Source organism: Oceanospirillum sp. (genome assembly GCF_982874595.1).
Genome location: NZ_CEYNZH010000014.1, coordinates 20,818 through 45,310, shown reverse-complemented (window position 1 = coordinate 45,310; position 24,493 = coordinate 20,818). Strand labels below are relative to the sequence as shown.

Here is a 24,493-nt window from a genome sequence, read left to right as displayed (position 1 = left end):
ATTGGCTACAGGATCTGATATTACCCTGATCTGCCCAGCGCTGAATGAGGCTGAGGGCATCGGTTATTTTCTGCAACAGTTGGATCAGACGCTGGCGACGTTGCCGGAGATGTTCCGCTTTCGTGTGGTGGTTGTGGACGATGGCTCATCGGATGATACGGCTTTGCGGGTGCTGGCGTATTCTGCGGAGAACTTTCGTTTAACCCTTTGTCAGCTAAGCCGCAATTTCGGCAAGGAGTCTGCTATTCAGGCAGGACTGGAGCGCTACCCCGGTGATGCGGTTATTGTGCTGGACACAGATCTGCAGCACCCTTTGGCGTTAATACCGCAAATGCTGCAGCACTGGCAGAAAGGCGCTGCTATTGTGGCGGCGGTAAAAGTCCATCGGGGAGAGGAGTCTGTGGCTTATCGGTGGGCCAGCGGTAGCTTCTATAAGGGGATGCAGATGATCGGTGGCCTGTCTCTGGAAAATCAGAGTGATTATAAGCTGATGGATCGCAGGGTGGTGCAGAGCCTTTTAGCCTTGCCGGAGCGTATTCGTTTTTTTCGTGGCCTTGTGCATTGGACCGGCTTTCCGAGTGTTGAGCTGCCCTTTGAGGTGCCTGCCCGGCAGGCGGGTGATTCTTCCTGGGGCGGATGGAATCTTTTACGCTACTCGGTTCGTAATCTGACCGCTTTTTCCTCAGCCCCCCTGTATCTGATAACCTTGATGGGTTTGTTGATGCTGATGGTCAGTTTTTTTGTTGGTGCGCAAACGCTTTGGCTTTGGGCAACGGGGGCTGCGGTAACCGGGTTCACCACGGTTATTTTACTGTTGCTGATGATAGGTAGCTTATTGTTAATCAGTCTGGGGATTATCGGGCTTTATATCGCCCGTATCTATGAAGAGGTTAAAAAACGGCCTTTGTATCTGGTTGGCCGGGAAGAGGACGCGCAATAGGTATCTGCTTGCCCTTTAGAGCGTCAACCTGGGCAGCGTTCAATGCCGGGTTGGGGTTTGTTGATAATCAATGTAGGTCGCCCTTTAGGGCGACAACATAGGCAACGTTAAACGCCGGACCTGGCGATTATCGATGGATCGGCGTCGGGCTAAAGCCGCGACCTACATCTACCTTGTTGTAGGTCGCTCTTTAGGGCGACAACTTCTATAGTTGTCTTTAAATAAAAAAATGGATGGATGGGTTATGTCATGGAATGATTTAAGAAAAGGTCGGTTTTCACAGTGTGGTGGTGAGTATTTTATTACGTTTACGACCTTTAAACGCCAAGTTTTATTCGATGATTTTGATTTAGCCAGGATTTTTTGTCAGCAAATTGCGTTGAATGAACAGGCTTGTAGATGCCGTTGGTTTACCTGGGTGTTGATGCCAGATCATTTTCATGGCTTGTTACGTCTGGAAGGTTCGGGTACAGATCTGTCTTCAGTGGTTGGCAAGCTTAAGGGAATCAGTGCTTATGCCATGAACAGATACAAAGGCAAAAGCGGTAAAGTATGGCAACCATCATTTTATGATGTGGCGTTACGGCTTGAAGACAACCGAAAGGAGATTGCCCGGTACATTGTTGCAAACCCGTTAAGAAAGATGCTTACCCAATCAGTAAAAAATTACCCTTACTGGAACTCGGATTTTTTATAAAACGGACATCACATGTCGGGCTAAAGCCCGACCTACATCTACCTTTCCTGTAGGTCGTCTTTCAGGGCGATAATCCTGTCGGACTAAAGCCCGACCTACATCTACCTTGCTGTAGGTCGTTCTTCAGGTGGTAATCCGCCCGACCTACATCTACCTTTCCTGTAGGTCGTCCTTTAGGGCGACAATCCTGACGGGCTAAACCCTGCCTACATTTGAGCGTGCCTAATAAAATATTCCTTATTTTATTATTTTGATTCTTTTAAAAACATTTTTTATGTTTTTAAATAAATGTACTAAGATGCCTTGTAAGTTACCGCTCGCCAATAAACTAAAGAATGTAAAGGTTTTGCGTTTTATTTTTACTAATAATGGAACCCTGGAAAGTATTTGGCCAGCTTTCTCATACAAGGCGGCCATGCCCTTTTTTTCTTTTAGAAGCAGTGTAATATCCGTCAGACTTTTTCTTAAAGCGTCTAACTCTTCTTTTATAATGGTGTGTTCTTGTTCACGTTGTTGGTTATTAACCCGTAGCTGTTGTTCCTGTTGTTCCCGTTGCTGCTGTTCGCGCTGGCGGCTACTGGCTAACTCTAACTGCAGCTCCGATAATAACCCTTCGGTGTGCTTTTTAGATTGTTCAAGACCAAAAAAATTCCAGCATATAAAAAGTAATGCATTAATTTGTTTGTCAGTATAAAAAGGAGTTGTTAGTCTGAAAAATTTAGCCAATTCTGCGCTGTAATCTTGGGATTCAAGACCTATGCCCATGCCGCTTAACTGTGCACTATACCAGGCCGTTACACCGGGTACGCGTTGCATTTGGCCTTTAGCGGTCAGTTGTACCCAAAAATTCCAGTCTTCATACATATCTAACCGGATATCAAACTGGCAGGCCTGGCTTAATTCATTATTTTTAAACAGGACGGAGTGAATAGGTAAATAGCTTTCATATACCAGCCGCTGCGAGTCGAACTCATAATCAAAAACTTTCAGTATCTCTGGTTTAGCTTCTGAAAATACGCAAGCGGTGTCTGAATACACGGCAATAAGTTCAGCGTTAGCCTGTAATACCGGAAGCAATTTAGAGACATGATTTGGATCTATCCAGTCATCGTCATCTAAAAATAATAGTGCTTCGCCCTGAGCCTCTTTTAAAGCCACATTAGCAGCGTTAGAGCGTCCTTGATTAACCTCTAGATTAACCACATTAAGCTGAACCTGATGCTCGTTCGCCAGGCTTTCTAATTCAGGGTCGGGTGCTTCACCACCATCATTAACGATAATAACTTCTAACGGGCGATGGGTTTGCTGTAATGCTGAATCTACCGCTTTAGCAAGAGTGACAGGGCGGTTAAAGGTTCTGATTAAGATTGAAACAAGCTTTGCATCGGTTGACACCATCAACTCCTATCCATGCTAACGTACTGTATTTATTGATTATTTTAATGTGTTTATCAACCGCAGAAAACCTTTTATCCCTTGGCGGGCCCTTTGGCTCCGTTTTATGCTGGGTTTCGGCTTTCTGTGGCCTTGTGATAGCTTTTTATGTCTCTGTGATAACTTTCTATGTCTCTGTGATAAGCGGAAAGGCTGGATCTGCTCAGCAAAACGGGTCGATATTGTCTCAGATTTTGCTGAGCAAAGCAGAAAAAGTTTAGCGTATGCGCAAGGGCTGGTTGAGGGTGTAACGAAGCACAACCGAAGTTGCGCCTACGCGCATCACTTTTTAATCTCAGGTCATTTTGCTACAATCCGGCTGTGCTGGTTTGGCTACTCTTGTCCGCAATCCTTTTTGGTGTCTACGGCTTATTTTTGTTAGGACGGCTCCTGTCTGTTAGCTGCCTGGTTTATGTGTTGACTTAAATTTTGCTATGCAGGTTTTTTAAAAATGTCTGAGAACATCGCCAAAAAAGACCCGAGCGCTTCCTGCCCAAAAGTAGCTATTTTAATGTGTACCTATAATGGTCAGCACTTTGTTAACGAACAGCTTGACTCTTTTTCAGCACAAACTCACTCCAATTGGCATGCCTATGCATCAGACGATGGTTCAACGGACACCACCTTACAAATTCTGAGAGAACGTCAGCAAAGGTGGCCTGATCAGTCGCTGGAAATTCTTTCCGGCCCGGCCAAGGGCTTTGCTGCTAACTTTCTTTCTTTGACCTGTAATACAGACATCGTCGCGGATTACTATGCTTACTCTGATCAGGACGATGTCTGGGATGCGGACAAACTGGAACGTGCGCTCCGTTTTCTTCAATCGGTACCTGCTGATATACCTGCGTTGTATTGCTCCCGCTCTCGCTTGGTTAATACTGAAAACTCTGAAATAGGTCTTTCTCCTTTATTTAGTAAAAAAACCGGCTTTGCTAATGCATTGATGCAAAATATTGGTAGCGGTAATACGATGGTTTTTAATAATGCAGCGCGTGCATTATTAGTTGAGGCCGGTGAAAACGTACCGATTACTATCCATGACTGGTGGGCTTATATTGTAATTACTGGCTGTGGAGGTTTGGTGCATTATGATCCTCATCCCTCTATACGTTATCGCCAGCATCAGCACAACTTAATTGGTATGAACTCTTCCTTTGCTGCTCGTTGTAAACGTATATTAATGCTTTGGCAAGGCCAGTTTAAAGCCTGGAATGATCAACATATTGCTGCTCTGCGTGCTATTGATCACAGACTCGCACCTGAAAATCGGCAAATAATCGATAACCTTATTGAAGCACGACAGAAAAAATTGATTTCGCGTTTGGTTTTAATAAAACGTTGCGGTTTTTACCGTCAGACTTTCCTGGGTAATCTAGGATTAATTTTTTCTTCTATTTTTAATAAAGTGTAATAATTTTATATCATTATACTAATACTAATTAAATTTACGGAAACTAACCCACGTTATGCACATCCTTATTCAGTCAGCTAAGAATAAAGTATTACGGTTGCGCGAGCTTTTTTTATCGTTGGCTAAGCGTGTTTACTGGAAGCTACCATTAAAAATAAGAAATCCATTAGTGGAATTTATTTATCGGGTGTTTCCTTGGATTTTTTACGGAACGCCACACTTTCATATGTGGAAAAACAGCAAGATTATAACGCCTGCTGCAGATCAGTGTGGAGACCTGATTTTAATTGAAGGCTTACCGCCAGCAAAAAATGCACTGGGGCGTATAGCCATTCATCTGCACATGTATTACACAGATTTGTCTGATGAGTTTGTTGGCTATTTAAAAAATATGCCGTTTAACTATGACTTATATATTTCTGTGACTGATGAACAAGGCTTGGCCATCTGTCAGGAAAAATTCAGTAATCTCCCTCTGCTTAAGCAACTTAAAATAGAGGTGGTCGCTAATCGTGGGCGTGATATCGCTCCTATGTTTTGTGCATTTGGTGATCATCTTGCCCGATATGATTACGTTGCTCATTTACACAGTAAGAAGTCTTTATACAACAAAGGTGCTACCGAGGGTTGGCGTCAATACCTATGCAGCAGCCTGTTGGGTAGCCCGGAACAAATTCGCAGAATTTTTACTTTACTACAGGGCGATCATGCCCGTGGCCTTGTTTACCCGCAGAATTTTTACCTGATCCCTTATTTTGCTAACCATTGGCTTGCTAATAAGGCTTTGGGTGCTCAATGGTGTGCACGCCTGGGTATTAGTCACTTCCCTAATGTCTATTTTGACTTTCCTGCGGGTACGATGTTCTGGGCTCGCACGGCGGCCCTAAAGCCGCTGTTTGATGCCGGAATTACCCTGAATGATTTTGCTGAAGAAGCCGGGCAAACCGACGGTACTTTTGCTCACTGTCTAGAACGGCTAATGGGCCTGGTCAGCTCAAGTCAGGGTTACCCAATTGGAATTATTAAAGACAGGCAAACGCCCAGCTGGTCAGCCTGGCGCTTTAATACTGTGTTAGAGCGTAGTTTTGAAACAATCCATCAGGAACTCAATGCTTCAAAAGTTAAACTGATTGGCTTTGATATTTTTGACACCCTGCTCAGCCGTCCTATGCTTGACCCGGAAGCGGTTAAAGAAATTGTTGCGCTCCGGGCGGGTAATTCTCTGGATAACCCAAATCTGGGAAAAATCTATCTGGAGTATCGTGCGCAGGCTGAATCAAGCGCCCGTCAACAAGCCGGTCGGGATATTAATCTACACGTTATTTATCAACATTTTCAAAAAATGACGGGCCTGCCACAAGAACAGGTCAGTCAGTTGCAGGCATTGGAAGAGCAGGTTGAATACGCCAGTGTTAAGCCGCGCAAAGGCGGTGTAGAGCTGTATCATAAGGCTCTTGCTACCGGCAAACCTGTTGTGCTCATCTCGGATATGTTTCTCCCTATAGAACACATAAAATCCACCTTGGATCATCAGGATATTGAAGGCTGGCAATCGCTGTATCTTTCCAGTGATATTGGTCTGCGTAAAGACACCGGTGAGCTATATCAGTATCTGCTCGACAAATATGCTCTGCAGCCCCAGGAATTTCTTATGGTGGGCGATAACGAGCGCTCAGATTTACAGATTCCACTCGATTTAGGTGCCAATGCACTACATACCTTACGTGCCGCTGATATTGCGCGTTCACTACCACGCTGGCGTCAACTACTGGAAAATATTGAGCAGCAGGGTAATTTAAATGCCCAGCTAACCCTGGGTTTGGTGTTACAAAAAAACTTTGCTGCGGTTACCTACCCACAGCTCAATCCCTACAACTTAGTTAAACCAACAGCATTTAATATAGGTTATAGCCTGGTTGGGCCTTTGTTAACTGGCTTTGCGCACTGGCTGACAGAGCAAGCAAGGGACAATAATATTGAGCGATTGTATTTTCTTGCCCGGGAAGGGGAACTAATTAAGCAGGTATTTGACCGCTGGACTGCTGGCCTTGAACTGCCTGCCAGTAGTCATTATCTGGTTGTCTCGCGCCGTGCTGTTAGTGTGCCGTCATTGAAGAACCTGGATGATATTCTCAAAATTGCACGGAACAACTATTTCTCTAACAATCTGGCTGGTTTTTTGAAAGAACGCTTCGGTCTTAGTTTAAGTGCAGAGCAATGGCAAACCATTTCTGAGCAAACGGGCTGGCATGCAGATAAACAGGTTGAAGTCCGCGATGGAAACACTAAGCACCTGCTCGAACTGTTCAAGCTGCTGGAAGCTGATATCCTTGCTGCTGCAGCCGTAGAAAAAGCCGCGTTACTGAAGTATCTTGCCAGCCAGGGAATGGACGCTGATGGCAAGCAAACGGTCGTTGATGTGGGTTATGGTGCCACCATTCAGGGATACCTTAATGAGCTGTTAACCCAGCCCGCTCAGGGTCATTACCTGTTGACTGATGGCCGTTCGGGGGCTGTAGCACAACGTCATGGTGTTGATGTGACAGGCTGCTACTATAATCAGGTTCACCCTAATGTTGATGCACCCTTAATGTATCGCTACAACTTTGAGTTAGAAAAACTCTTAAGTTCTGATTCTGCACAAGTTGTAAAATACACTGAGACTGCACAGCAAATAGTCGGTGTTTTCCGTGATTTGTCTTCAAAGGAAACAGCTTGCCAGCCGCTACGGGAAGAACTACAACAAGGTGTATTGGCTTATGTCGATGATGCGATCAATGTGCGTGAACAGTTAATGCCGGAATTTGCACCTTCAACTCAAGTAGCTTGCCGACTCTATGAAACTTTTGTCAGTCAACTATCAGACGAAGAAATAACCTTTCTGAAAGAGATAGCTTTAGATGATTACTACTGTGGTCGTGGCCTTGTTAACTAAAATGTAGGTCGCCTTTCAGGGTGTCATTGCGGATGATGTTAAATGCTATCATTTGCCGGGTACGGCATGCTGGGTGGGATCGATGCGGTGCCTTCTGAGGTGGCATACAGGTCTTCTGTGTATGAGCCGGGAGCCGAGAAAATAGCACTCTGCTCCCGGTTTGTCCTGACTTTGCCTAGACAACCTGACCTGATTCAGACACTCAAGCCACTTAACGTTGAGCCGGTTAGCTTAAACGGTTTAGCTTATGATAGTAACCAGATCCCAGCTGATTTGGTTCTGCTCGATACCGGTAATACTGATCTGGCAATGGTGACCGAATTCAAGCGCCAGAACACCAGCCTGATACTCCAGTGATGTCAGGTGTTGCTCCAATTGATGCGGGCTGTTTAAGCCCAGTCCGGTATCAAAGATCAGCTGATCCCCCTGGTCGGCATTAAAGGCTTCAATCATGAGTTTGCCCAGCTCGCTTACCACAAAAGCATCCTGTTGTTCGCTGCCGGTCTGCGTTTCGGTTGGTTTAAGGGCTATTGTATTAAGGCTGTCTATCGGCTTTGAGGTCTGGTTCGGGCTTTGGTAGCTTTCTGATTCCTCACGATAAATACCGTCACCATCTTCATCGGTATAGGTGGTGGTTTCCAGATAGCGGCCCTCCTGTTCCGTTTTGACAATGGAATTGCCGTGCGAGTAATAGCTTTCGTCAGCATCGGGTTTTTCCCGTTGCCACTGCCCGTCATCCCATTCCTCTACAAGAATAACGTTGCCTTGTTCATCCAGGCTAAAACGGTATAAATCCCGGTCATAAAATTCAGGGGCAATTGACAGGGGATTACCGTTGCTGCTATCGGGGTAAACGGAATCCAGAGGGTATTTGTTTTCGGATATTTCCTGATAGATGCCATCATGGTTGGTGTCGGCATAGGTGGTCATCTCCACTGAATTATCTTCCCGTTCGGTTTTGATAATGAGATCACCGGAGGCGTGGTAGCTTTCATCCTGATCGGGGGCTTCTGTCTGCCAGCGGCCATCATCCCACTCTTCAAGGCTTACGACCTGGCCGTTGACGAGCGTGAAGCGATAAAAATCATCGGACATGATAAGTACTCCGTTTTGGTATTAGGGTAACGGGTACTTTAAAGGCAGTAACATTAACTGAGCATTAAATACAGGCCAATTGATGCGGGTGAGTTGCTGTTAAGATACTGGAGGAAGCAATTGAAGTGGTGTACAAGCGGGCGGGTATTCTTTTTGGGCGGTTATTGTCTGTGTTTTAGGGGGGCGAGAACAGATAACCCCAGGTTACCTGTTCTCTGGTGTCCTATTAACGTTTGCTGTACTCGTAGGTTGTTCGATAGTTGAGGGTGCCGTAGCCCGCAATGGTGGTTGTCATGCGAATTTCACCGACATTGCCAGAGAAGGTACAACTGACCATGTCCCAACTGTATGCACCGTTGCCGTCTTTTAGGTCGTCATAAAGATCTTCTACGCAGAACTCACTCTTTGAGTTGGGCTTTAGCGTATCTTCGACAACCGTCGCAATGGGGGACGTGTTTTCCATATAAGTGGTGATGGTTAGGTCGTAACCTCCGGTATAGTCGCCTAAGTCGTAGTCAGGGTAGTCGTAGTCATCACCGAAATCATCGTCGTCATCGCTATCAACATAGAGTGGGATGCTGTTGTTGCCTTCCAGGAAATTGGTCAAAAGCGCGCCATAGTTATTGAAGGTGCCGCTGTTTTCGATAGATGCCAGCAGGTCATCCAGTACTTCATCCCAGTCATCACCAATATCAAAGCCTGTGGTTACCGGGTTGCCTTTAGGCAGTTTAAAGCCAGAGCTATTGAGGGCGCTGGTCAGGCTGTTTATGGCAGCGTCAAACTGGCTTTGGCTGATGTTAATATCGGCACCGTTAAACCAAGCGTCTGGCGTAGCCGATGCGGCGCGGGCGACGACCATGTTGGTGAGCGGTGTAATATTGACGGTACCCAGGCTGTTAGCAAAACTATAGAGATTGCTGCCCAGCAAAGGGCTGTTGATTTTAAGGGCGCAAGGGAGTACGTTTTCGCCAATCTCTCCGGCCCATTCGCCTTTGCTGTTGGTAAAGACAGGGCTGACAAAACCGGTGCCGTCGGCACATTTTGCGGTAACTTCCTGATTTTGAATGGCTGCACCTGTCGCGGCTGTGCCTCTCAGTTTGGTGTCATCAGAGTCACTGCCGCCACTGCTTCCGCAGCCGGTTAATGTCACAGCGCTAACGCCTAAAACAAGGCAGGATGCCAACTTTTTCATTTTCTGATCCTTTAAGAAACACAGGGACTCCCCTGTTTTTGGTAGCGGCTCACAGACCGCTGAGCCTATCTATGAGCCGCTGTTATCCCTTAGCTAGTCCATTAATTGGTATTCCACCAGTATCTCCCAGTTGGCTACACCATCGACTATTGGGTCATGTAATACGCGGAGCTTCGCATAGCTGCCGTCATTACGTTTTATAACATGAACCTCCCCTTTTTTTACAGGGGTAATGGCTGAGTCTCCCGTTGGCCAGGATGCAGGAATTGATGAAACCTCGCTTAGGGTATTTTCTCCCTGATTGCTGATGTAAATATTTCCGGTTTCGTCCTGTAACGTTGGGGTGATCCAGATACCGGTTCCCCAGTCACCGCCCAGTCCACTCGGGCTCCAGGCTGTTGTGTATAAATCTTGGTTTGCTGATGAGCCTGTTTTCAGATTAAAGCCAAAGTGTCCCAGTACGGCCTGAGTCGTACCTGTAGAGGAGAAGGTTATTCCCTGTTTTTTGTAGGTATCATCAATCTTGAAGTCTGTTGGGTATAACCCTGCCACGCTATCGGTGATGATGAGGTACTGACCTTTGGGGGTTGCATAAGCGGCAACTTTTGCGGAAGTGGCCCCCAGATCCAGGTGCAATTTGTGAAGCTCCAGCTCTGGGGCGTTAGCAGGGCTGTAACGGCCTTCATCGCTGAACGCTGCGGTGGCCGCGATCAGGTTTCCTGTACTGGTGCCTGCGCACTCCCAATCATCATTGGCATAGTAAATATCAGTCTGTTTGATCTGTTCATCGGTGATTTCCAGTTGTTCTACAACGTATCGGTCATTGTCGTTATCAAATTGACAATTGCCCAGCCAGGTGCCTTGCAGGGCGCTTGCTTTTTCGGTGTCACTACTGTCTTTGCTGCTGCCATCACTGCTGCCAAGGCAGCCGGTAAGCGCAAGGCTGGATGTTAATAATAGGGTGCTAATGCTCAGAACGTTTTGCTTGGAAGGGTGAGTCATGCTTCTGTCTGATTGCCGCTGCAATCAGCCTCCGTTTGTTAAAGTCCTTCTAATATAGTGTGGGTTTTGACCGTTTTATTTGATTAGAGGCAATTAATATGCGCTTTTTTATAGAATGCCTGCTGGGTATCTGTTAGCTGTGTTTTCTTGTTGGTTTAAATGAGTGCAGAGGTTAAACCCGTTACAGCATCACTGAGATTTAATGGGGCCTTGATAAATTGAGGAGGACAGGATGTCTTATCCGAGTGTGGTTCATCATGGGGGGGCTAGGGGAGTAACCGGAAGCTGCCATCAGTTTTTTCTGTCAGAAGCGTGTTCTGTGCTGGTTGACTGCGGCTTGTTTCAGGGAGACGAGGTGCGTTCCGGGCGTGATCTGACCATTGGCTTTGACCTGGATACGGTCAAGGCGCTGATTATCACTCATGTGCATATTGATCACGTGGGGAGGCTGCCTTACCTGTTAGCGGCGGGTTATAAAGGCCCGGTTATCTGTTCTGAGCCATCGGCGATTCTCTTGCCTTTGGTGATTGAAGATGCGCTTGAGATCGGCTTTACCCGAGACCGATTGTTAATCGATAAGGTATTGAAACAATTACAGTCTCAGCTCGTGGTCATTCCTTATGGGGATTGGTTACCCGTTGCAGCAGATCAGGTGGTCCATCTGAGTGTTCGCCTTCAGAGGGCCGGACATATTCTGGGCTCTGCGTTTGTTGAGTTTGATTGTTCTTACCTTAAGCCGGTCAGAAATGTGAGGGCTGTATTTTCTGGTGATTTGGGCGCTCCCTGGTCGCCTTTGTTACCTGCGCCAAGATCTCCGTACCGGGCTGACATTTTATTTTTGGAAAGTACGTATGGTGATAAGCGGCATGTAAACCGACGAGGGCGAGCTAAGGCGCTATTGGGTTATCTTGAGCAATGTGTTGTGAGTGAAGGCTGTCTTTTGATACCGGCTTTCAGTATCGGCAGAACTCAGGAGTTACTGTATGAGATTGAGCATCTTATCTATAAAGCGCCTTCTGATTCACCGCTCAAAGCGCTTGAAATTATTGTGGATTCTCCTCTTGCTGCCTCATTTACGGATGTTTACCGCCAGCTTCGGCCATTTTGGGATGCAGAAGCACGACGTCGTTTAAGCATGGGCAGGCACCCGCTGAGTTTTGAATCACTCTATACGGTCGACAGTCATGATAATCACCTGCATACCGTCAACTATTTGAGAGATTACAGGCGGCCTGCTGTTGTGATTGCTGCAAGTGGTATGGCAACGGGTGGACGAATTGTTAATTATCTGAAGGCGTGTCTGGGTGATGAACGGCATCAGGTTTTGTTTGTTGGTTATCAGGCATCAGGTACCCCCGGGGCTGATATCCTTAAATATGGGCCTTCAGGTGGCTGGGTTCGGCTGGATGGTCAGCAATATACGATTAAAGCGGCTGTGGCATCGTTGAGCGGCTATTCAGCTCATGCGGATCAGGCTGATTTAGTCCGGTTTGCGTCCGGTATGAGGGTTAAACCTGAGCGGGTGCATCTGATTCATGGGGATGAGCAGGCTCAGAAAACGCTGAAAAATGTGCTTGATGGCCAATTAAGTCAATGGGGTACGAAAGTGATAACGGCTTTTGACTGATGAGAGCCAGAGCCTTATAAGGCTCTGGCTTTTTTCTTAATTTACTCAGTCAGCGGTGCTGTTTGCTCCTGGCTGACTGGGGCCGGGTTGATGGAGAGCGGGCTGGATGGTTCTGAGCGGGTTGGTTTCTGATTCGTTGGCTCTTGTTGAAGCTGTGGTGATGTTGCCGAGGGTTGTGCGGGCTGATTGACAGAAGAAGGCAGACTGTTTGGGATCTGCAGTTTTTCAAGCTTTTGTCGCAGCGTGGATATTTCTTCTTTCAGATGGTTTACCTCCAGAAGTAGGCGATCATTCTCTGACTCTAATGGGATTTGTGCCGCCCGTAATTTCTTGATTTCTGATGCCAGAATTTTTGACTGATTGGCTAAGGTATTATCCCTGTAGTCTTTTTCACTAAGAGCAATCGCTATCTTTAGCAGATTACTTTCAATTTCTAGCAGGTAGGCTTCATATTTTTCTTCTGGCGTGCTTTTTAGCTTTTTAACTTCTGCTGCGATATGAAGCGTGTGGTTTATTTCAAATCGTACAGAAGCCACGGCTTTTTCAATGAGATTAAGCTCTCGTGGATTGGCTTTTATGGTTTCTTTGGCGAGGTCTAATTTAGCCAAAGCTCTGCGGTAGCTGTCCGGTGCCTGCAGGCTAATGCCAGCCTGTTCCAGCTTTTTGGTATCTCTTTCAATCGGATCCAGATAGATTGTCTGAATCGTAGTGATTTCAAGCTGTTTTGCTTTGGGAAGAAATTCTGACTGTTTATCCTGAGCGGTGCCTATTTCATCGTCTTCGACGTAGCTGAATAGTGCTTTATAGTGGTTGTTGATCGTTTGAAAGCGCTGGGGATGATGCTTTTCGCTATTAATCTTAATGAGGTATGCCATTTGTTCAATGGAGGGGGCTAATACCTGGTCTGCTTTTTCTTTGAGCTTGGTCAGCTTGTTGTAAGTTACTTTAACGGTTTCTACGTTCTGACTAAAGCGTTCAGCGTAGCTTTCTGAAGAGAAAAAGGAATAATCTTCCGAGGCTTTCTCTGGGTTGTTAGAAATTTCTTCATAAATATCAACAGCTTCTGACCAATCTTCCAGCATTTGGCTATATAAAGAAGGTGAGTACAGCTGTAAATGCTCGGCGTCGTTCAGCTTGTCAAGCCAGAGTGTGTAGGCATCCCGGGACTCGCTAATAGCGCGCTCTTTTTCCAATTCAGTCGTTTTGGCTGCATCGCTGGATATTTGCTGGGGCTTTAATGTGTTGCCACCGCATGCCCCTAGCATGCCAAACAGAAGTAGCGTGATGACTGCTTTAGAGGAATATTTAAGAGGATTAGCTATTGATCGTTTCGGGTTGTCTCTGTTTCGCATGATCTGGCTCATTGATCGTTCCTTTGAAAGGGGAGACTGTAGGTTTGGTCTTGCAATGTATTTGCAATTACAAGGTTCTTGATATCTTTAGGGTTCAATATGTCTTCATAATATATCTTCATAATGCTTAGATGATCAAGTGCGGGTAAAGCCCAAGGCATGCCGGGTCAGCCCGTTATATCGGGTTGTTTCTTTATAGGTTAATTCGCTTATTTTCCGGATAAATAGTCGGATATTGCATTTATAGGTTGGACTGGTCGCTTTAGGCTTGTTTTCTGACTTTTCTTTTAATGTTTTGAAAAAGCGCACACAAAATCATGCTTAATTGTATTAAGCTTGCGGCTGTTAAGCATTTTTATTCTCGGTGGGGCCCTGTCATGCTTTTGGTTAAAAACAATTGTTCCGTTGTTTTTTCTATCCGTTTTTTTGCTCTTGCACTGATCCTTTGTGCACTTTCTGCAGTGGTTTTCGCGGAAGAAAAACCATCAGAATCTGCTGAATTTTTGCGTCAGGCGGAGCAGCATCTGGCCGCGGGTGATACTGAAAGGGCGCTTAACCTTTTACTGGAGCACGAGTACGAGTTTGCCGGACTGGCTGAGTATGATTATTTATTAGGGTTGGCAGCTGTTCGTTCTAATAAGGCCGCTTTGGGGCTTTTTGCGTTAGATCGATTGCTGCTTGCTAACCCTCTGCACGCTGCAGGCCGGTTGGAGCGGGCTATTGCGCTTGTTCAGCTGGGGCAATTTGAGCAAGCTGATTTGGAATTGGCTCAATTGGAAGAAATGTCGCCACCACCAGAGGCGGCTAAGGTTATTCGGAAATACCGGGACAGACTTTCTGAGCGCAAGCGTCTGCAGTCTGAGCCTTCTCATAGTTTTATGATAACAGGCGGGCTAGGTCACGATTCGAATGTTAACAGTGCGCCTGCGGATTATAATGTTGAGCTTTTTGGTGGTCTTTTTCAGACAACGATTAGCGGGATGTCCGGAACATTCGCTGATCTTCAAGCCCAATATGTTGGGCGATTCCCTCTTAATAGCGATAATAATCTTCAGTTCTCAGCCGGAATTCAGGAACGTCTTTATGACAAGTCGGCTTTGGAGCAGTTTAATCTTTCCGTTTTACAGGGTAGCGCTTCTTGGCAACATAAACTTTCTAAGGATCGCTCTGCTTCGGGCAGTGTGCAGTTTTCTCAGGTCTATACGGATACATCCAGAGAGAAACTTTTAAATATGCTGACGCTCAAGGGGCAGCTTGAGCAGCCAGTGCTTCAGTCCAGTCGACTGTCTTCGCATGCCATTTTGCGCAATGCAAGTTATGCGGACCTTGATCACAATGATTATGATTCTCTGGGCGTTGGGGCATCCGTTTTATACCCGATGTCTGCAGTTTGGGATATTCGCTTTACAACAGAGCTGGAGAGGGAGTTTGCCTCTGCAGAGCGTGATGGTGGTGATGCCTGGAGAGGTAAGTTGAAGCTTGTTCAAAGCTTTGCCATTGCTGAACGACAAAAACTGCAATTAGAACTGGAGTACCGCAAGGTTCTTTACGACGACAAAGGCTTTGCTTTCTATAATAAATTGTCCAATGCGTATCGCGATGATGATCTGATTTCCGGTGCTGCTGTTTTCTCCTGGCTTATACGCCCGGAGTGGTACTTTACCGGCGAGTTAAAATATCGGGATCAGAGTTCCAATATTGACTTTTTTAATTCCGATCAGTTTGTAGCTGGTCTCAATATCACTTATCTGTGGCGCTGATTCTGGGGGAGTAAAATGAATTCACCAATAGCTCTGAACTCTGCCGATTCAGGGGCAGGCGTTAAACATGGGGTTGCCCGGTTTATTGTTTCTATTCTGGCCTTTACTCTGCTTATGCTTGTTTTTTGCAGTACTTATGCTGCGGAGGTTGCCGGTCGTCTAATGTTTGTCCATGGCTCAGTGAATATTGAGCGTGATGGCACATCGATGACGGCGAAAAGAGGCGGAAATATTTTTGCTGGTGACAAAGTTGTCACCGGAGGTAGTAGTTCTGTTCAGATTCGTTTTACTGATGGCGGGACGCTTGCTGTACGGCCGAACTCTGAAATTGAAATCAGTCAGTATGCCTACAATGACACTGAGGAAGGTTCTTCTCAGGAAACCAGCCTGATTCGTGGGGGCTTACGTTCTATTACAGGTGCTATCGGTCATCGGAACCCTGCCAGTGTCAGTTACAAAACCCCTGTGGCAACTATTGGTATTCGCGGCACGATTATTCGGCTTGTGCATTATGACGAAGGCAGCCCTGACCTACCTGCTGGTGCTCGTTCAGGCACCTATCTAATGGTTGAAGAAGGTGCGGCGGCTGCGACGTCTTCCAGTACTCGCTTGGTTCGGGCCGGGGGCGCTTTGGCCATATTTAAATCGGATGCTGATCCGGAGTCCTATCCTGCCGATTCTTCGGTTTTTGGTTCAGGTGAGGCTGTAACGAGCCCTGAGCAGAAGAAAGATGAAAAAAGAGTTATTCAGAGTTCTGGCGTAACATCCCAGACTACTCCCTCACCCGAGACGGATACTTCGATTTTAAATAACCGAAATTTGTCTGAAGATCAAAGAGACGATGGTCAGGATGATGCTGAGTTACAGTGCCAGTCTGAGGGATTCAGCTCTTGCGCAGAGCGGGAAGAATATTTGCTGGCAGAGAAGCAGTGCATTGACGAAGGGTACTTATCTTGTGCTGATAAGGATTCGCAACCCACGGAAGAGCAATGTGTGAGTGAGGGATTTGATTCTTGTCAGGCTAGAGACGAATATTTAGCCGCTGAGAAAGAGTGCAAATTGCAGGGATTCACGTCTTGTTCAGCAAGGGACTTTTACCAAAAGCTTGAGGATGAGTGTAAGGCGGAAGGTTTTGCATCCTGCGCTGAGAAGGATGCCTTTGTGGCAGCGGAATTTGCCTGTAAACAGGAAGGTTTTACATCTTGTGAGGCGAAAGAGCAGGCCCTGATTAAGGACAGGCTCTGTCAGGGATATGGCTATAACGACTGCTCACTGATGTTGAATCCGACGGGGCGAGCTCTGAACCCTGCTGACTCTCTGATTGGGCAGGGAGTCTTATTTGCGGGTACCTCGGGGACTGTGTTGAGTTTTGCGGGAAATTCGACCACTTGGGTAAGCTCCGACGAAAGTTCATCCGGTGGGCTGCAATCACTGTTTGTCGGTGCTGATATATCTGATGAACTCAGAATTCAAAGGCTAATGCCTTCGCTTGAAGATATTGAACAACACAGCCTGCACTTTATAAACCCTATTACAGATTCGAAGACTTATTTAGGCTATTGGCCAAAGAGCGAGTATGCGTTCTTAGACCCTCAGACGGTATCTGATTTGGGCGAGCCTCTGGGGCCTTTGGTTTATTCTGCAAGTGACTCGTTACTAACGGATCTTTCCGATATTCAATCTTCCATGGATTCTGGGGCGCTGGGACTGTCGTATGACTTTTTGCTGGCTGCAGATACCAGCAAAATAGCGCCAGTTTTGGATGGAATGGTTCTGCAGAATATGTCGTTACACTACGATGTGCAGGATCAAAAGTTGAGAGGCGGTGCTCAGTTTGAAGGTGGTCAAGCTATATTAGATCTTTATAACTATGATGGTGTGACGATCTCTACTTTTTTAGAGCAGGGTATGAATTTCTCTGGGAGCTACTATTCATCCAGTGAGGTGGAATCATCTTCTTCAGGCAATTTTTTTGGCGGCTTTTCCGGGGATAGCTCTACCGTAGACGGCGTGTTTGGCATTTTATACGCTGAAGTGCCTGAGCATAACCTGAGCGGTGAGGTTGGGGTTGCGTTGAATGGCGTGGGTAATCATTTGCCGCCTCTGCCTGGACAGCGAGCCAGCTCTTATGGCTTGCTTGGGTTAGATAGCAGCTTAAGCGCTTATCCTGAAATTCGTAGCGTTGAATGTGTAAGGGGTGAATGCTTCGCGGATTCTGCTGCCTACTTTGAGACCCTTCTGGCGAGTGGGGCTCAGACTTTTGGCCTGGCTTTAGAAAACCCTCTGAATCAGAATATTGATAATGAACATATGCTTGCAAGTGGCGAAATGGTTTATTGGGGCGTCTGGCAGGAGGCTGATTATTCTGTTGTTGATTCTGATCCCAGTTTGAGTTCGATCTCAAATACCAGTATTGGGGTGTTACCCTACATTTACACCAGTGCTAAGCCTCAGTTGAATGATCTGTCGGATCTGGTTGCTTTGACGGGTAATAATTCCGTTCAATTCAACATAGCCGCTGGCGGAGAAATATATGACGCTTCAGGGTCTTTTATTGCTGCTCTCGATTATATGAGCTCATTAACGCTGAATATAGGTGGGGCCATCCCAAACATGGATATTTATCTGGATTTAGGGTCTGATGGGATATTATCTGCATCGGGCGCAGCTTTGCCGGATTTGACGGGTTTTGACCAAGTTGCTCTAACGGGTAGTGGAACTTTTACGGGTGGCCTGGCTTCCGGACGGTTTGCCGGAAGTGATGCGGAAGCTATTATGTTACTCATCGAAACATCTGGAGTTTTAGGAAAAGGGGTTTCTTTGTTTGAGAGATAATTCTGGCGAGATGTGATGACCTTACAGGGATGAAAAGCCAGCCACCGGTGCTTAGTTCATTTTGGTTGGCTTTCATCGCTTTCAAAAAAGACAGGTGTTTTATATCTGCGACCAATGCAGCAACTGCCTGTTATTTTCCGGATTGACTACATTTTTCTTTTATGTTCTTTTGCTACTTTTTTTGGTTGTTAAAAAGTGTGCATAAGCTTTTTTAACTCTCCTAAGCATATCAATTTATGGTCACTAAACTTTTAACGCATCAGCCTGTTTTCAAGCAACTACAGAGCTTGGCCACTGGTTTACCTCACATCAAAGATCTCTTTCGTTCTGACCCTGATCGTGCGGAATCAATGTGGGTTGAATCCGATATTTTTTGTTTGGATATTAGTAAGCAAAGAGTTACCCGCGAAATTCTAGACGCTCTTGAAGCGCTCTTCTATCAGTCGGAGGTTCCCAGTGCTGTTGATCGCCTTTTCTCGGGGGAGGTTGTTAACTTTAGCGAGGGGCGAGCGGCGCTTCATACTCAGTTAAGGGTTCCTAGCGAAAAGCAGGGTAGCGAATTTCTTGACGTAGAGCTTCAGCTTCAAAAAATGGAGCGGCTTGTTGACGAGATACACCAAGGAATCCGGAGAGGTTTTTCAGGCAAGGCTATTACAGATGTTGTCAATTTGGGCGTTGGCGGTAGTGATCTTGGCCCTTTGATGGTTTCTGTTGCTCTTAGGGAGTTTGCTTCGCCCTCTGCCAGGAAAATACAGGTTCATTTTGCATCCACTATAGATGGAAGTCAGTTGTTTGAGCTTTTGGAGCATCTCAACCCTGAGACAACGCTTTTTTTGATCGCATCTAAGTCCTTCACGACAATTGATACTTTGTCGAATGCTGATACGGCGCGAGCCTGGTTGAAAAAGGTATGTCCTGATGAGGGGCTGATGCTTCGTTGTCACTTTATTGGCATTTCGGCTGTTGCAGAGCGCATGTCTTCATGGGGGATTCCTGAAAGTAATCAACTTATTTTTTGGGATTGGGTTGGCGGACGGTTTTCTCTTTGGTCTACTGTCGGATGTTCGATCGCACTGAGTTTAGGATGTTCGGCTTTTAGGGCGCTACTTGCTGGTGCGCATGACATGGATCTTCACTTTCGCAGCCGACCTCCTTTGGAAAATATTCCTGTTCTAATGGCTCTTCTCGGGGTATGGAATGTTAATTTTTTGGGGATCAAAACCCATGCCATTTTACCCTATGACGGGCGCTTGAAGTTTTTTCCACCTTTTTTGCAACAATTAGAGATGGAAAGTAATGGTAAGTCAGTCACGCAGGATGGGATATCCGTTGATTACGATACCTCGCCAATATTATGGGGAGATGTAGGCGCAAATGCTCAACATGCTTTTTATCAGCTCTTACATCAGGGGACTCAGTCTGTAGGCTCTGATTTTATTTTAGCAGCTAACCGATATGATGATTTCCAACAGCACACCCATTACAACGAATTAGCTGCTCAGCATGAGTTGAATATTGCAAATTGCCTTGCCCAATCTAAGGTCTTTGCTTTTGGAGGGGATCTCGACTCTTCTAACCCTTTTCGGTGTTATCCGGGAAATCAGCCGTCATCCACTCTTCTGCTAAACCGTCTGGACCCTTATTCGCTTGGGGCGTTGATAGCCTGTTATGAGCATAAAGTATTTACTCAAGCCGTTTTATGGGGAATTAATCCCTTTGATCAGTGGGGGGTTGAGTTGGGTAAAGAGGTGGCTCTTAAGCTACGTTCCATTGATTATTCCGGAGTTGATGACGATATCGATAGTTCGACGCGCGCTCTGGCACGTAAGGTTGCTGCTTTCAGAGAGACACGACCGCTATCGGATAGGGGCTGATTTTGTGTGGTTTTGGGTATAGACAATGAATATTTGTATTTTAGGGAATAACCTTGAAGCCTGGACTCTTGCCGCAGGGCTTTCGTCAACAGGGTTTGGTGTCAGTATTGATCAGTCTTGCCTGCCGGGTGAAAACAGTGAAATCGCTGAGCCTGACCTACTCTTGTTGTTGGAGGCTCGCCTGTCCGAAGGGCGCATTACCTTGGCAGGTAGTACGGACGTCAATTGTAAATGTTGCTCTATATTAATCGACGCAAGAAGCAGCCTACCCCTTGAGGAGCATTTTTCAGCTCTGGAAAACTTTGTTCGTTCTGCTGAGCACAATGAAAGCACCCATGAAAGGATTTTTTTTGCGCTTGTGCAGTCTGTTGCTGTTGGTACAACGAGCAAGTTGCAGGCAAGGGTTGATCGATATCTTGCTGATAATGAAATAAATCTGGATGTAGATTGTATATATTGGCCTTCGTTTATTGAGGCAGGCCGAGCATTACAGAGTTTTACCAAATCGGAGCGAATCATTATTGGATGTAGCTCCGGTCAAGCCGCTACTTTCATTCAGCAACTGATGTCTCCTTTTAACCGCAGTAAGGACGTTAGCCTTGTTATGCAGCCCAGCGAAGCTGAGTTGACCAAAATTGCAATCAACGGAATGTTGGCAACGCGTATTAGCTACATGAATGAGCTTGCTGACCTGGCTACGCATCAGGGCGTTGATATTGAGTCGGTAAGACAAGGTATGGGGGCCGACTCCCGAATCGGGCATCATTATTTATATCCGGGTTGTGGTTTTGGTGGGGACTCTTTTCTGCGAACTCTTGATTATTTACAGTACGAATTGACAGAGAGTCAGATAGAGTCTGATTGCAATAAAAAAAGAGGAAGGAGAGTGTCTTCCGGTGATGTTCGTGGATTGGGGTTGCTTCAAAGCGTAAGATCAATCAATACGAATCAAAAAGACTTACTTTTTCAAAAATTCTGGCGCTACTTTAAGGCTGATCTTGAAAATAAGAAAGTCGCTCTTTGGGGGGCTGCTTTTAAACCAAATACCAGTAGTATCTCTGGTAGCCCTGCACTGACCTTACTAAGAGCTCTCGTGTCTCATCATGTACACGTGAATATATTTGACCCTATGGCTGTCAATTCTTTGCAGACCTGGTTGCTTTCAGAGAATGATCTCAGCCAAGAATATATTCATTTTTGCCACAGTCCTGAGGAAGCGGCTCATCATGCTGATGCAATTATGCTGGTTACCGAATGGCAGATTTTATGGAATCTGAATCTTTCTAAGATTGCTGAGAATATGAGAATTCCATTATTGCTGGATGGAAGAAATGTTTATCAGCCATTTCTTGCGGAGCAGGCAGGTTTTGTTTATTCCGGTATTGGCCGGGGTTTAGCTATTTAAGTTCTATTTTTAGTGATTACTGGAAACCAATGATGCCTGAATTATCCTTTGTTTCTCGCTTGGTAAAAGCGTACTTTTTAAATTGTCCTGATTTTAATAATGCACAACATCGGGTCTCTTTTGGGACTTCCGGGCATCGGGGGTCATCTCTTAAAAATTCGTTTAATGAGTGCCATGTTCTGGCTATTGCTCAAGCCGTTGCTGATTACCGCCAATTACAGAACTATTCAGGACCACTGCATCTTGGGCGCGATACACATGCCTTATCCGAGCAAGCGTGGAATTCGGTGCTAACGGTTCTAATTGCCAATGATGTTGATGTGTATATCGATGCAGGGCCTCTTGCGATAACAGCAACTCCGGTGATCAGTCATGCGATTCTCACACACAATGCAGCAAATCCTGACCAGTTAAGTGATGGTTTGGTGATAACGCCTTCTCATAACCCACCAGAAGATGGGGGCATTAAGTATAACCCTGCTCACGGTGGCCCGGCTGGCGCTGATGTGACGGACTGGATTCAGGCTAAGGCCAATGAGTATCTGGAGGTTGGTCTTGATGGGGTTAAGCGTGTGGCATTGGAAGCAGCGGTTGCTAGCGCGGAGAAGTTTGATTACACCGGCCAGTATCTGGGTGATCTATCTCAGGTGATTGATCTGGACTCAATTCGTAACGCCGGTATTAAGCTGGGCGTTGATCCACTAGGTGGTGCGGGGCTTCCTATCTGGCAGGAATTGACTTCAAAAACAGGTATTGAGATTGAGGTGGTGAATAACAGTATTGATCCCAGCTTTTCATTTATGCCTCCTGATCATGACGGAAAAATTCGAATGGACTGCTCCAGCCCATTCGCGATGGAAAACCTGCTGGCCATTAGAAAGCGTTTTCAGTTGGCTTTTGGCAATGATCCGGATGCAGATCGGCATGGCATTGTTGACTGCAGAGGTTTGATGAGCCCAAACCACTTTTTGGCGGTATGTATCGATTATCTGTTGAGTTACCGGACGCACTGGGCTTCAGACCTGAAGGTGGGTAAAACACTGGTATCTTCTTCGATGATTGATCGTGTCGTTGCCGGGCACAAGCGTGACTTATATGAGACCCCGGTCGGTCTTAAATGGTTTGTTGATGGTCTTCAGGGTGGGTGGCTGGCTTTTGCGGGAGAGGAAAGTGCCGGTGCTACCTTGCTCACGCGTGATGGCTATCCGTGGTCAACAGACAAAGATGGTATCGTTTTATGTCTTCTTGCGGCGGAAATCATGGCCGTTACTGGAAAGTCTCCATCAGAATACTATGAAGAGCTAACAAGAAAATATGGAAACCCGGTTTATCGTCGGGTTGATGCCCCTCTGTCACCTGAGCAAAAAGTTGCTTTTAAAAACCTGACAGCAAATGATATTCACTCAGAACAGCTTGCGGGTGACTGCATTAATCAGGTCTGTGTGAAGGCTTCCAGTAATCAGGTAGCGATAGGAGGCATAAAAGTGACTACCGAAAATGGCTGGTTCGCTGCCCGCCCAAGTGGTACTGAACCTCTTTATAAAATTTATGCTGAAAGTTTTAAAGGTGAGCAGCATTTGAACGAACTGATTGATGAAGCTAAGGCTTTGCTGTCGCAAGTACTCTAGTTTGTTATAAGCGAGATTCTGCTTATGAAAACCACCCGGTCAGCAATATTTTGCTTATCGGGTGTTTTTTTATCGGTTGAAAGCCCCTAAAATCAGGTGCTTAGCAGCTTTTTTAACTTGGCCTGTGCTTTGCAATTGTCATGTTTGCGTTGCGTCTCTGCAGAGATCGCACGCAACTAACAACAAGAAAGATAAGGAATACATGACAATGAAACACTTGATGCAAGGTACTGTTTTGAACAATTCAATTTTGAAAAGCACGTTTGTTAAAAGCACTGCGATGGCTGCTGCGCTAACCGCTTCTGTTTTCGCTTCAGGAGTTCAGGCTCAGGAAAGTAAGTCTTACATTTTTGCGACAGCGACAACCGGTGGCACTTACTATCCGGTAGGGGTAGCGGTGAGCACCCTGACCAAGGTAAAACTGGAGCCTACGCACAAAATCTCGCTGTCAGCGATCAGTTCCGCCGGGTCCGGTGAGAATGTTAAATTGCTGCGCGAAAATCAGGCGCAGTTTGCGATCCTGATGGGGTTGTACGGAAGTTGGGCAAAAACCGGAGAAGGCCCGCTGGCTAATGCTGGCCCGCAAAAACATCTGCGCTCTGTGACGATGCTGTGGCCTCAGGTTGAACACTTCCTAGTCTCAAAAGATAAAGTAAAAACCGGAACCCTGGACGATCTGCAGAACCTGCAGGGTGCGGGTTTTTCTATTGGGAAGCGTAACTCAGGTACAGAAGGTGCCAACCGCTATATCTTTGGTCAGCTGGGTATTAACCCGGATGAAACCTTTGATCTGGCGTTCCTGGGCTATGGCGCTTCAGCGGACGCTTTCAGCAACCGCAAAATTGAGGGTATGAACACCTCGGGCGGTATGCCGGTTTCTGCGGTAACCCGTGCGATGGCGGATACCAATACAGAGGTTTCTCTGTTGGGTGTGACTGAGGATCAGCTGGCAAAAGTGAATGCGAAATACCCTCTGTGGGTTCCGTACACGATTCCGGCGAACACTTATCCGAATCAGTCCCAGCCTGTTCAGTCGATGGCTCAGTCTAACTTCCTAGCGGTTCGTGATGACGTTAGTGAAGAGGACGTCTATCAGCTGACAAAAGCGATTTATGAAAACTTAGGTTTCCTGAAAAACATCCATAAGGCAACGTCTGAGATGTCTTTACAAACTGCGATCAACGGTCTGCCGGTTCCGCTGCACCCTGGTGCACTGCGTTACTACCGTGAGCAAGGTGTAAAGATTCCGGATTCACTGCTTTAACCTTTTTAGGGCAAGACCCTTCTGAATTCAGCAGGGTGTCAC

Annotated in this window: 16 protein-coding genes; 11 read left to right on the top strand and 5 right to left on the bottom strand. The window is 46.2% G+C overall.

The features are described 5' to 3' along the window. The first annotated feature begins 1 nt into the window (after window position 1). Both AC4GL5_RS08740 and AC4GL5_RS08735 read left to right on the top strand, forming a co-directional pair. Window positions 2-940, top strand: coding sequence for a glycosyltransferase family 2 protein (locus AC4GL5_RS08740; protein ID WP_490382394.1), 939 nt, complete (start codon window positions 2-4; stop codon window positions 938-940). A gap of 244 nt (window positions 941-1,184) precedes the next feature. After that, entirely contained in the window at window positions 1,185-1,637 is a 453-nt protein-coding gene (locus tag AC4GL5_RS08735; RefSeq protein WP_490382393.1) for an REP-associated tyrosine transposase, read from the top strand. Between the two features lie 237 nt (window positions 1,638-1,874). Here the strand turns inward: AC4GL5_RS08735 and AC4GL5_RS08730 are convergent, their stop codons facing one another. Next, the gene (locus AC4GL5_RS08730) at window positions 1,875-3,032 is read right to left on the bottom strand and encodes a glycosyltransferase family 2 protein (RefSeq protein ID WP_490382392.1); all 1,158 of its coding nucleotides are present in this window, start codon (window positions 3,030-3,032) and stop codon (window positions 1,875-1,877) included. A 490-nt stretch (window positions 3,033-3,522) separates the two neighbouring features. Between AC4GL5_RS08730 and AC4GL5_RS08725 the strand changes: the two genes are divergently transcribed. Both AC4GL5_RS08725 and AC4GL5_RS08720 read left to right on the top strand, forming a co-directional pair. Then, window positions 3,523-4,482, top strand: coding sequence for a glycosyltransferase family 2 protein (locus AC4GL5_RS08725; protein WP_490382391.1), 960 nt, complete (start codon window positions 3,523-3,525; stop codon window positions 4,480-4,482). A gap of 55 nt (window positions 4,483-4,537) precedes the next feature. Then, window positions 4,538-7,417, top strand: coding sequence for a rhamnan synthesis F family protein (locus AC4GL5_RS08720; RefSeq protein ID WP_490382390.1), 2,880 nt, complete (start codon window positions 4,538-4,540; stop codon window positions 7,415-7,417). 240 nt (window positions 7,418-7,657) lie between these two features. Here AC4GL5_RS08720 and AC4GL5_RS08715 read toward each other — a convergent pair whose 3' ends face one another. The 3 genes from AC4GL5_RS08715 to AC4GL5_RS08705 form a co-directional block, all read right to left on the bottom strand. Beyond that, the gene (locus AC4GL5_RS08715; RefSeq protein ID WP_490382389.1) at window positions 7,658-8,512 is read right to left on the bottom strand and encodes a hypothetical protein; all 855 of its coding nucleotides are present in this window, start codon (window positions 8,510-8,512) and stop codon (window positions 7,658-7,660) included. Window positions 8,513-8,738: 226 nt separating this feature from the next. After that, entirely contained in the window at window positions 8,739-9,704 is a 966-nt protein-coding gene (locus AC4GL5_RS08710; protein ID WP_490382388.1) for a hypothetical protein, read from the bottom strand. Window positions 9,705-9,797: 93 nt separating this feature from the next. Beyond that, window positions 9,798-10,706: a hypothetical protein gene (locus AC4GL5_RS08705; protein ID WP_490382387.1), complete on the bottom strand. Its 909-nt coding sequence runs from the start codon at window positions 10,704-10,706 to the stop codon at window positions 9,798-9,800. A gap of 232 nt (window positions 10,707-10,938) precedes the next feature. On the opposite strand from AC4GL5_RS08705, the gene AC4GL5_RS08700 reads away from it, so the two are divergent. Beyond that, entirely contained in the window at window positions 10,939-12,333 is a 1,395-nt protein-coding gene (locus AC4GL5_RS08700) for an MBL fold metallo-hydrolase RNA specificity domain-containing protein (RefSeq protein WP_490382386.1), read from the top strand. A gap of 41 nt (window positions 12,334-12,374) precedes the next feature. Here AC4GL5_RS08700 and AC4GL5_RS08695 read toward each other — a convergent pair whose 3' ends face one another. Next, a complete protein-coding gene (locus AC4GL5_RS08695) occupies window positions 12,375-13,697 on the bottom strand; it encodes a hypothetical protein (RefSeq protein WP_490382385.1) in 1,323 nt (440 codons plus the stop codon). A gap of 305 nt (window positions 13,698-14,002) precedes the next feature. On the opposite strand from AC4GL5_RS08695, the gene AC4GL5_RS08690 reads away from it, so the two are divergent. The 6 genes from AC4GL5_RS08690 (at window position 14,003) to AC4GL5_RS08665 (ending at window position 24,451) form a co-directional block, all read left to right on the top strand. Beyond that, window positions 14,003-15,445: a hypothetical protein gene (locus AC4GL5_RS08690; protein WP_490382384.1), complete on the top strand. Its 1,443-nt coding sequence runs from the start codon at window positions 14,003-14,005 to the stop codon at window positions 15,443-15,445. A 15-nt stretch (window positions 15,446-15,460) separates the two neighbouring features. After that, window positions 15,461-18,280 carry a FecR family protein gene (locus AC4GL5_RS08685; RefSeq protein ID WP_490382383.1) on the top strand — a complete coding sequence of 940 codons (2,820 nt, stop codon included), beginning with the start codon at window positions 15,461-15,463 and terminating at the stop codon, window positions 18,278-18,280. A 236-nt stretch (window positions 18,281-18,516) separates the two neighbouring features. After that, window positions 18,517-20,154 carry a glucose-6-phosphate isomerase gene (pgi, locus tag AC4GL5_RS08680; protein WP_490382382.1) on the top strand — a complete coding sequence of 546 codons (1,638 nt, stop codon included), beginning with the start codon at window positions 18,517-18,519 and terminating at the stop codon, window positions 20,152-20,154. Window positions 20,155-20,179: 25 nt separating this feature from the next. Further along, on the top strand, window positions 20,180-21,559 hold the full coding sequence (locus AC4GL5_RS08675; protein WP_490382381.1) for a nucleotide sugar dehydrogenase: 1,380 nt from the start codon (window positions 20,180-20,182) through the stop codon (window positions 21,557-21,559). Between the two features lie 29 nt (window positions 21,560-21,588). Further along, window positions 21,589-23,187, top strand: a complete 1,599-nt coding sequence (locus AC4GL5_RS08670) for a phosphohexomutase domain-containing protein (protein ID WP_490382380.1) — start codon at window positions 21,589-21,591, stop codon at window positions 23,185-23,187. Between the two features lie 280 nt (window positions 23,188-23,467). Further along, complete coding sequence (locus AC4GL5_RS08665; protein ID WP_490382436.1) at window positions 23,468-24,451, top strand: TAXI family TRAP transporter solute-binding subunit; 984 nt, start codon at window positions 23,468-23,470, stop codon at window positions 24,449-24,451. Window positions 24,452-24,493: the final 42 nt, after the last annotated feature.

Excerpts from the sequence above, each read along its gene's own strand:
- AC4GL5_RS08735 (WP_490382393.1), top strand. The coding sequence starts at position 1,185 with ATGTCATGGAATGATTTAAGAAAAGGTCGGTTTTCACAGTGTGGTGGT.
- AC4GL5_RS08700 (WP_490382386.1), top strand. The coding sequence starts at position 10,939 with ATGTCTTATCCGAGTGTGGTTCATCATGGGGGGGCTAGGGGAGTAACC.
- AC4GL5_RS08710 (WP_490382388.1), bottom strand. The coding sequence starts at position 9,704 with ATGAAAAAGTTGGCATCCTGCCTTGTTTTAGGCGTTAGCGCTGTGACA.
- AC4GL5_RS08705 (WP_490382387.1), bottom strand. The coding sequence starts at position 10,706 with ATGACTCACCCTTCCAAGCAAAACGTTCTGAGCATTAGCACCCTATTA.
- AC4GL5_RS08685 (WP_490382383.1), top strand. The coding sequence starts at position 15,461 with ATGAATTCACCAATAGCTCTGAACTCTGCCGATTCAGGGGCAGGCGTT.
- pgi (WP_490382382.1), top strand. The coding sequence starts at position 18,517 with ATGGTCACTAAACTTTTAACGCATCAGCCTGTTTTCAAGCAACTACAG.
- AC4GL5_RS08695 (WP_490382385.1), bottom strand. The coding sequence starts at position 13,697 with ATGAGCCAGATCATGCGAAACAGAGACAACCCGAAACGATCAATAGCT.
- AC4GL5_RS08670 (WP_490382380.1), top strand. The coding sequence starts at position 21,589 with ATGATGCCTGAATTATCCTTTGTTTCTCGCTTGGTAAAAGCGTACTTT.
- AC4GL5_RS08690 (WP_490382384.1), top strand. The coding sequence starts at position 14,003 with ATGCTTAATTGTATTAAGCTTGCGGCTGTTAAGCATTTTTATTCTCGG.
- AC4GL5_RS08675 (WP_490382381.1), top strand. The coding sequence starts at position 20,180 with ATGAATATTTGTATTTTAGGGAATAACCTTGAAGCCTGGACTCTTGCC.
- AC4GL5_RS08725 (WP_490382391.1), top strand. The coding sequence starts at position 3,523 with ATGTCTGAGAACATCGCCAAAAAAGACCCGAGCGCTTCCTGCCCAAAA.
- AC4GL5_RS08715 (WP_490382389.1), bottom strand. The coding sequence starts at position 8,512 with ATGTCCGATGATTTTTATCGCTTCACGCTCGTCAACGGCCAGGTCGTA.
- AC4GL5_RS08665 (WP_490382436.1), top strand. The coding sequence starts at position 23,468 with ATGGCTGCTGCGCTAACCGCTTCTGTTTTCGCTTCAGGAGTTCAGGCT.
- AC4GL5_RS08720 (WP_490382390.1), top strand. The coding sequence starts at position 4,538 with ATGCACATCCTTATTCAGTCAGCTAAGAATAAAGTATTACGGTTGCGC.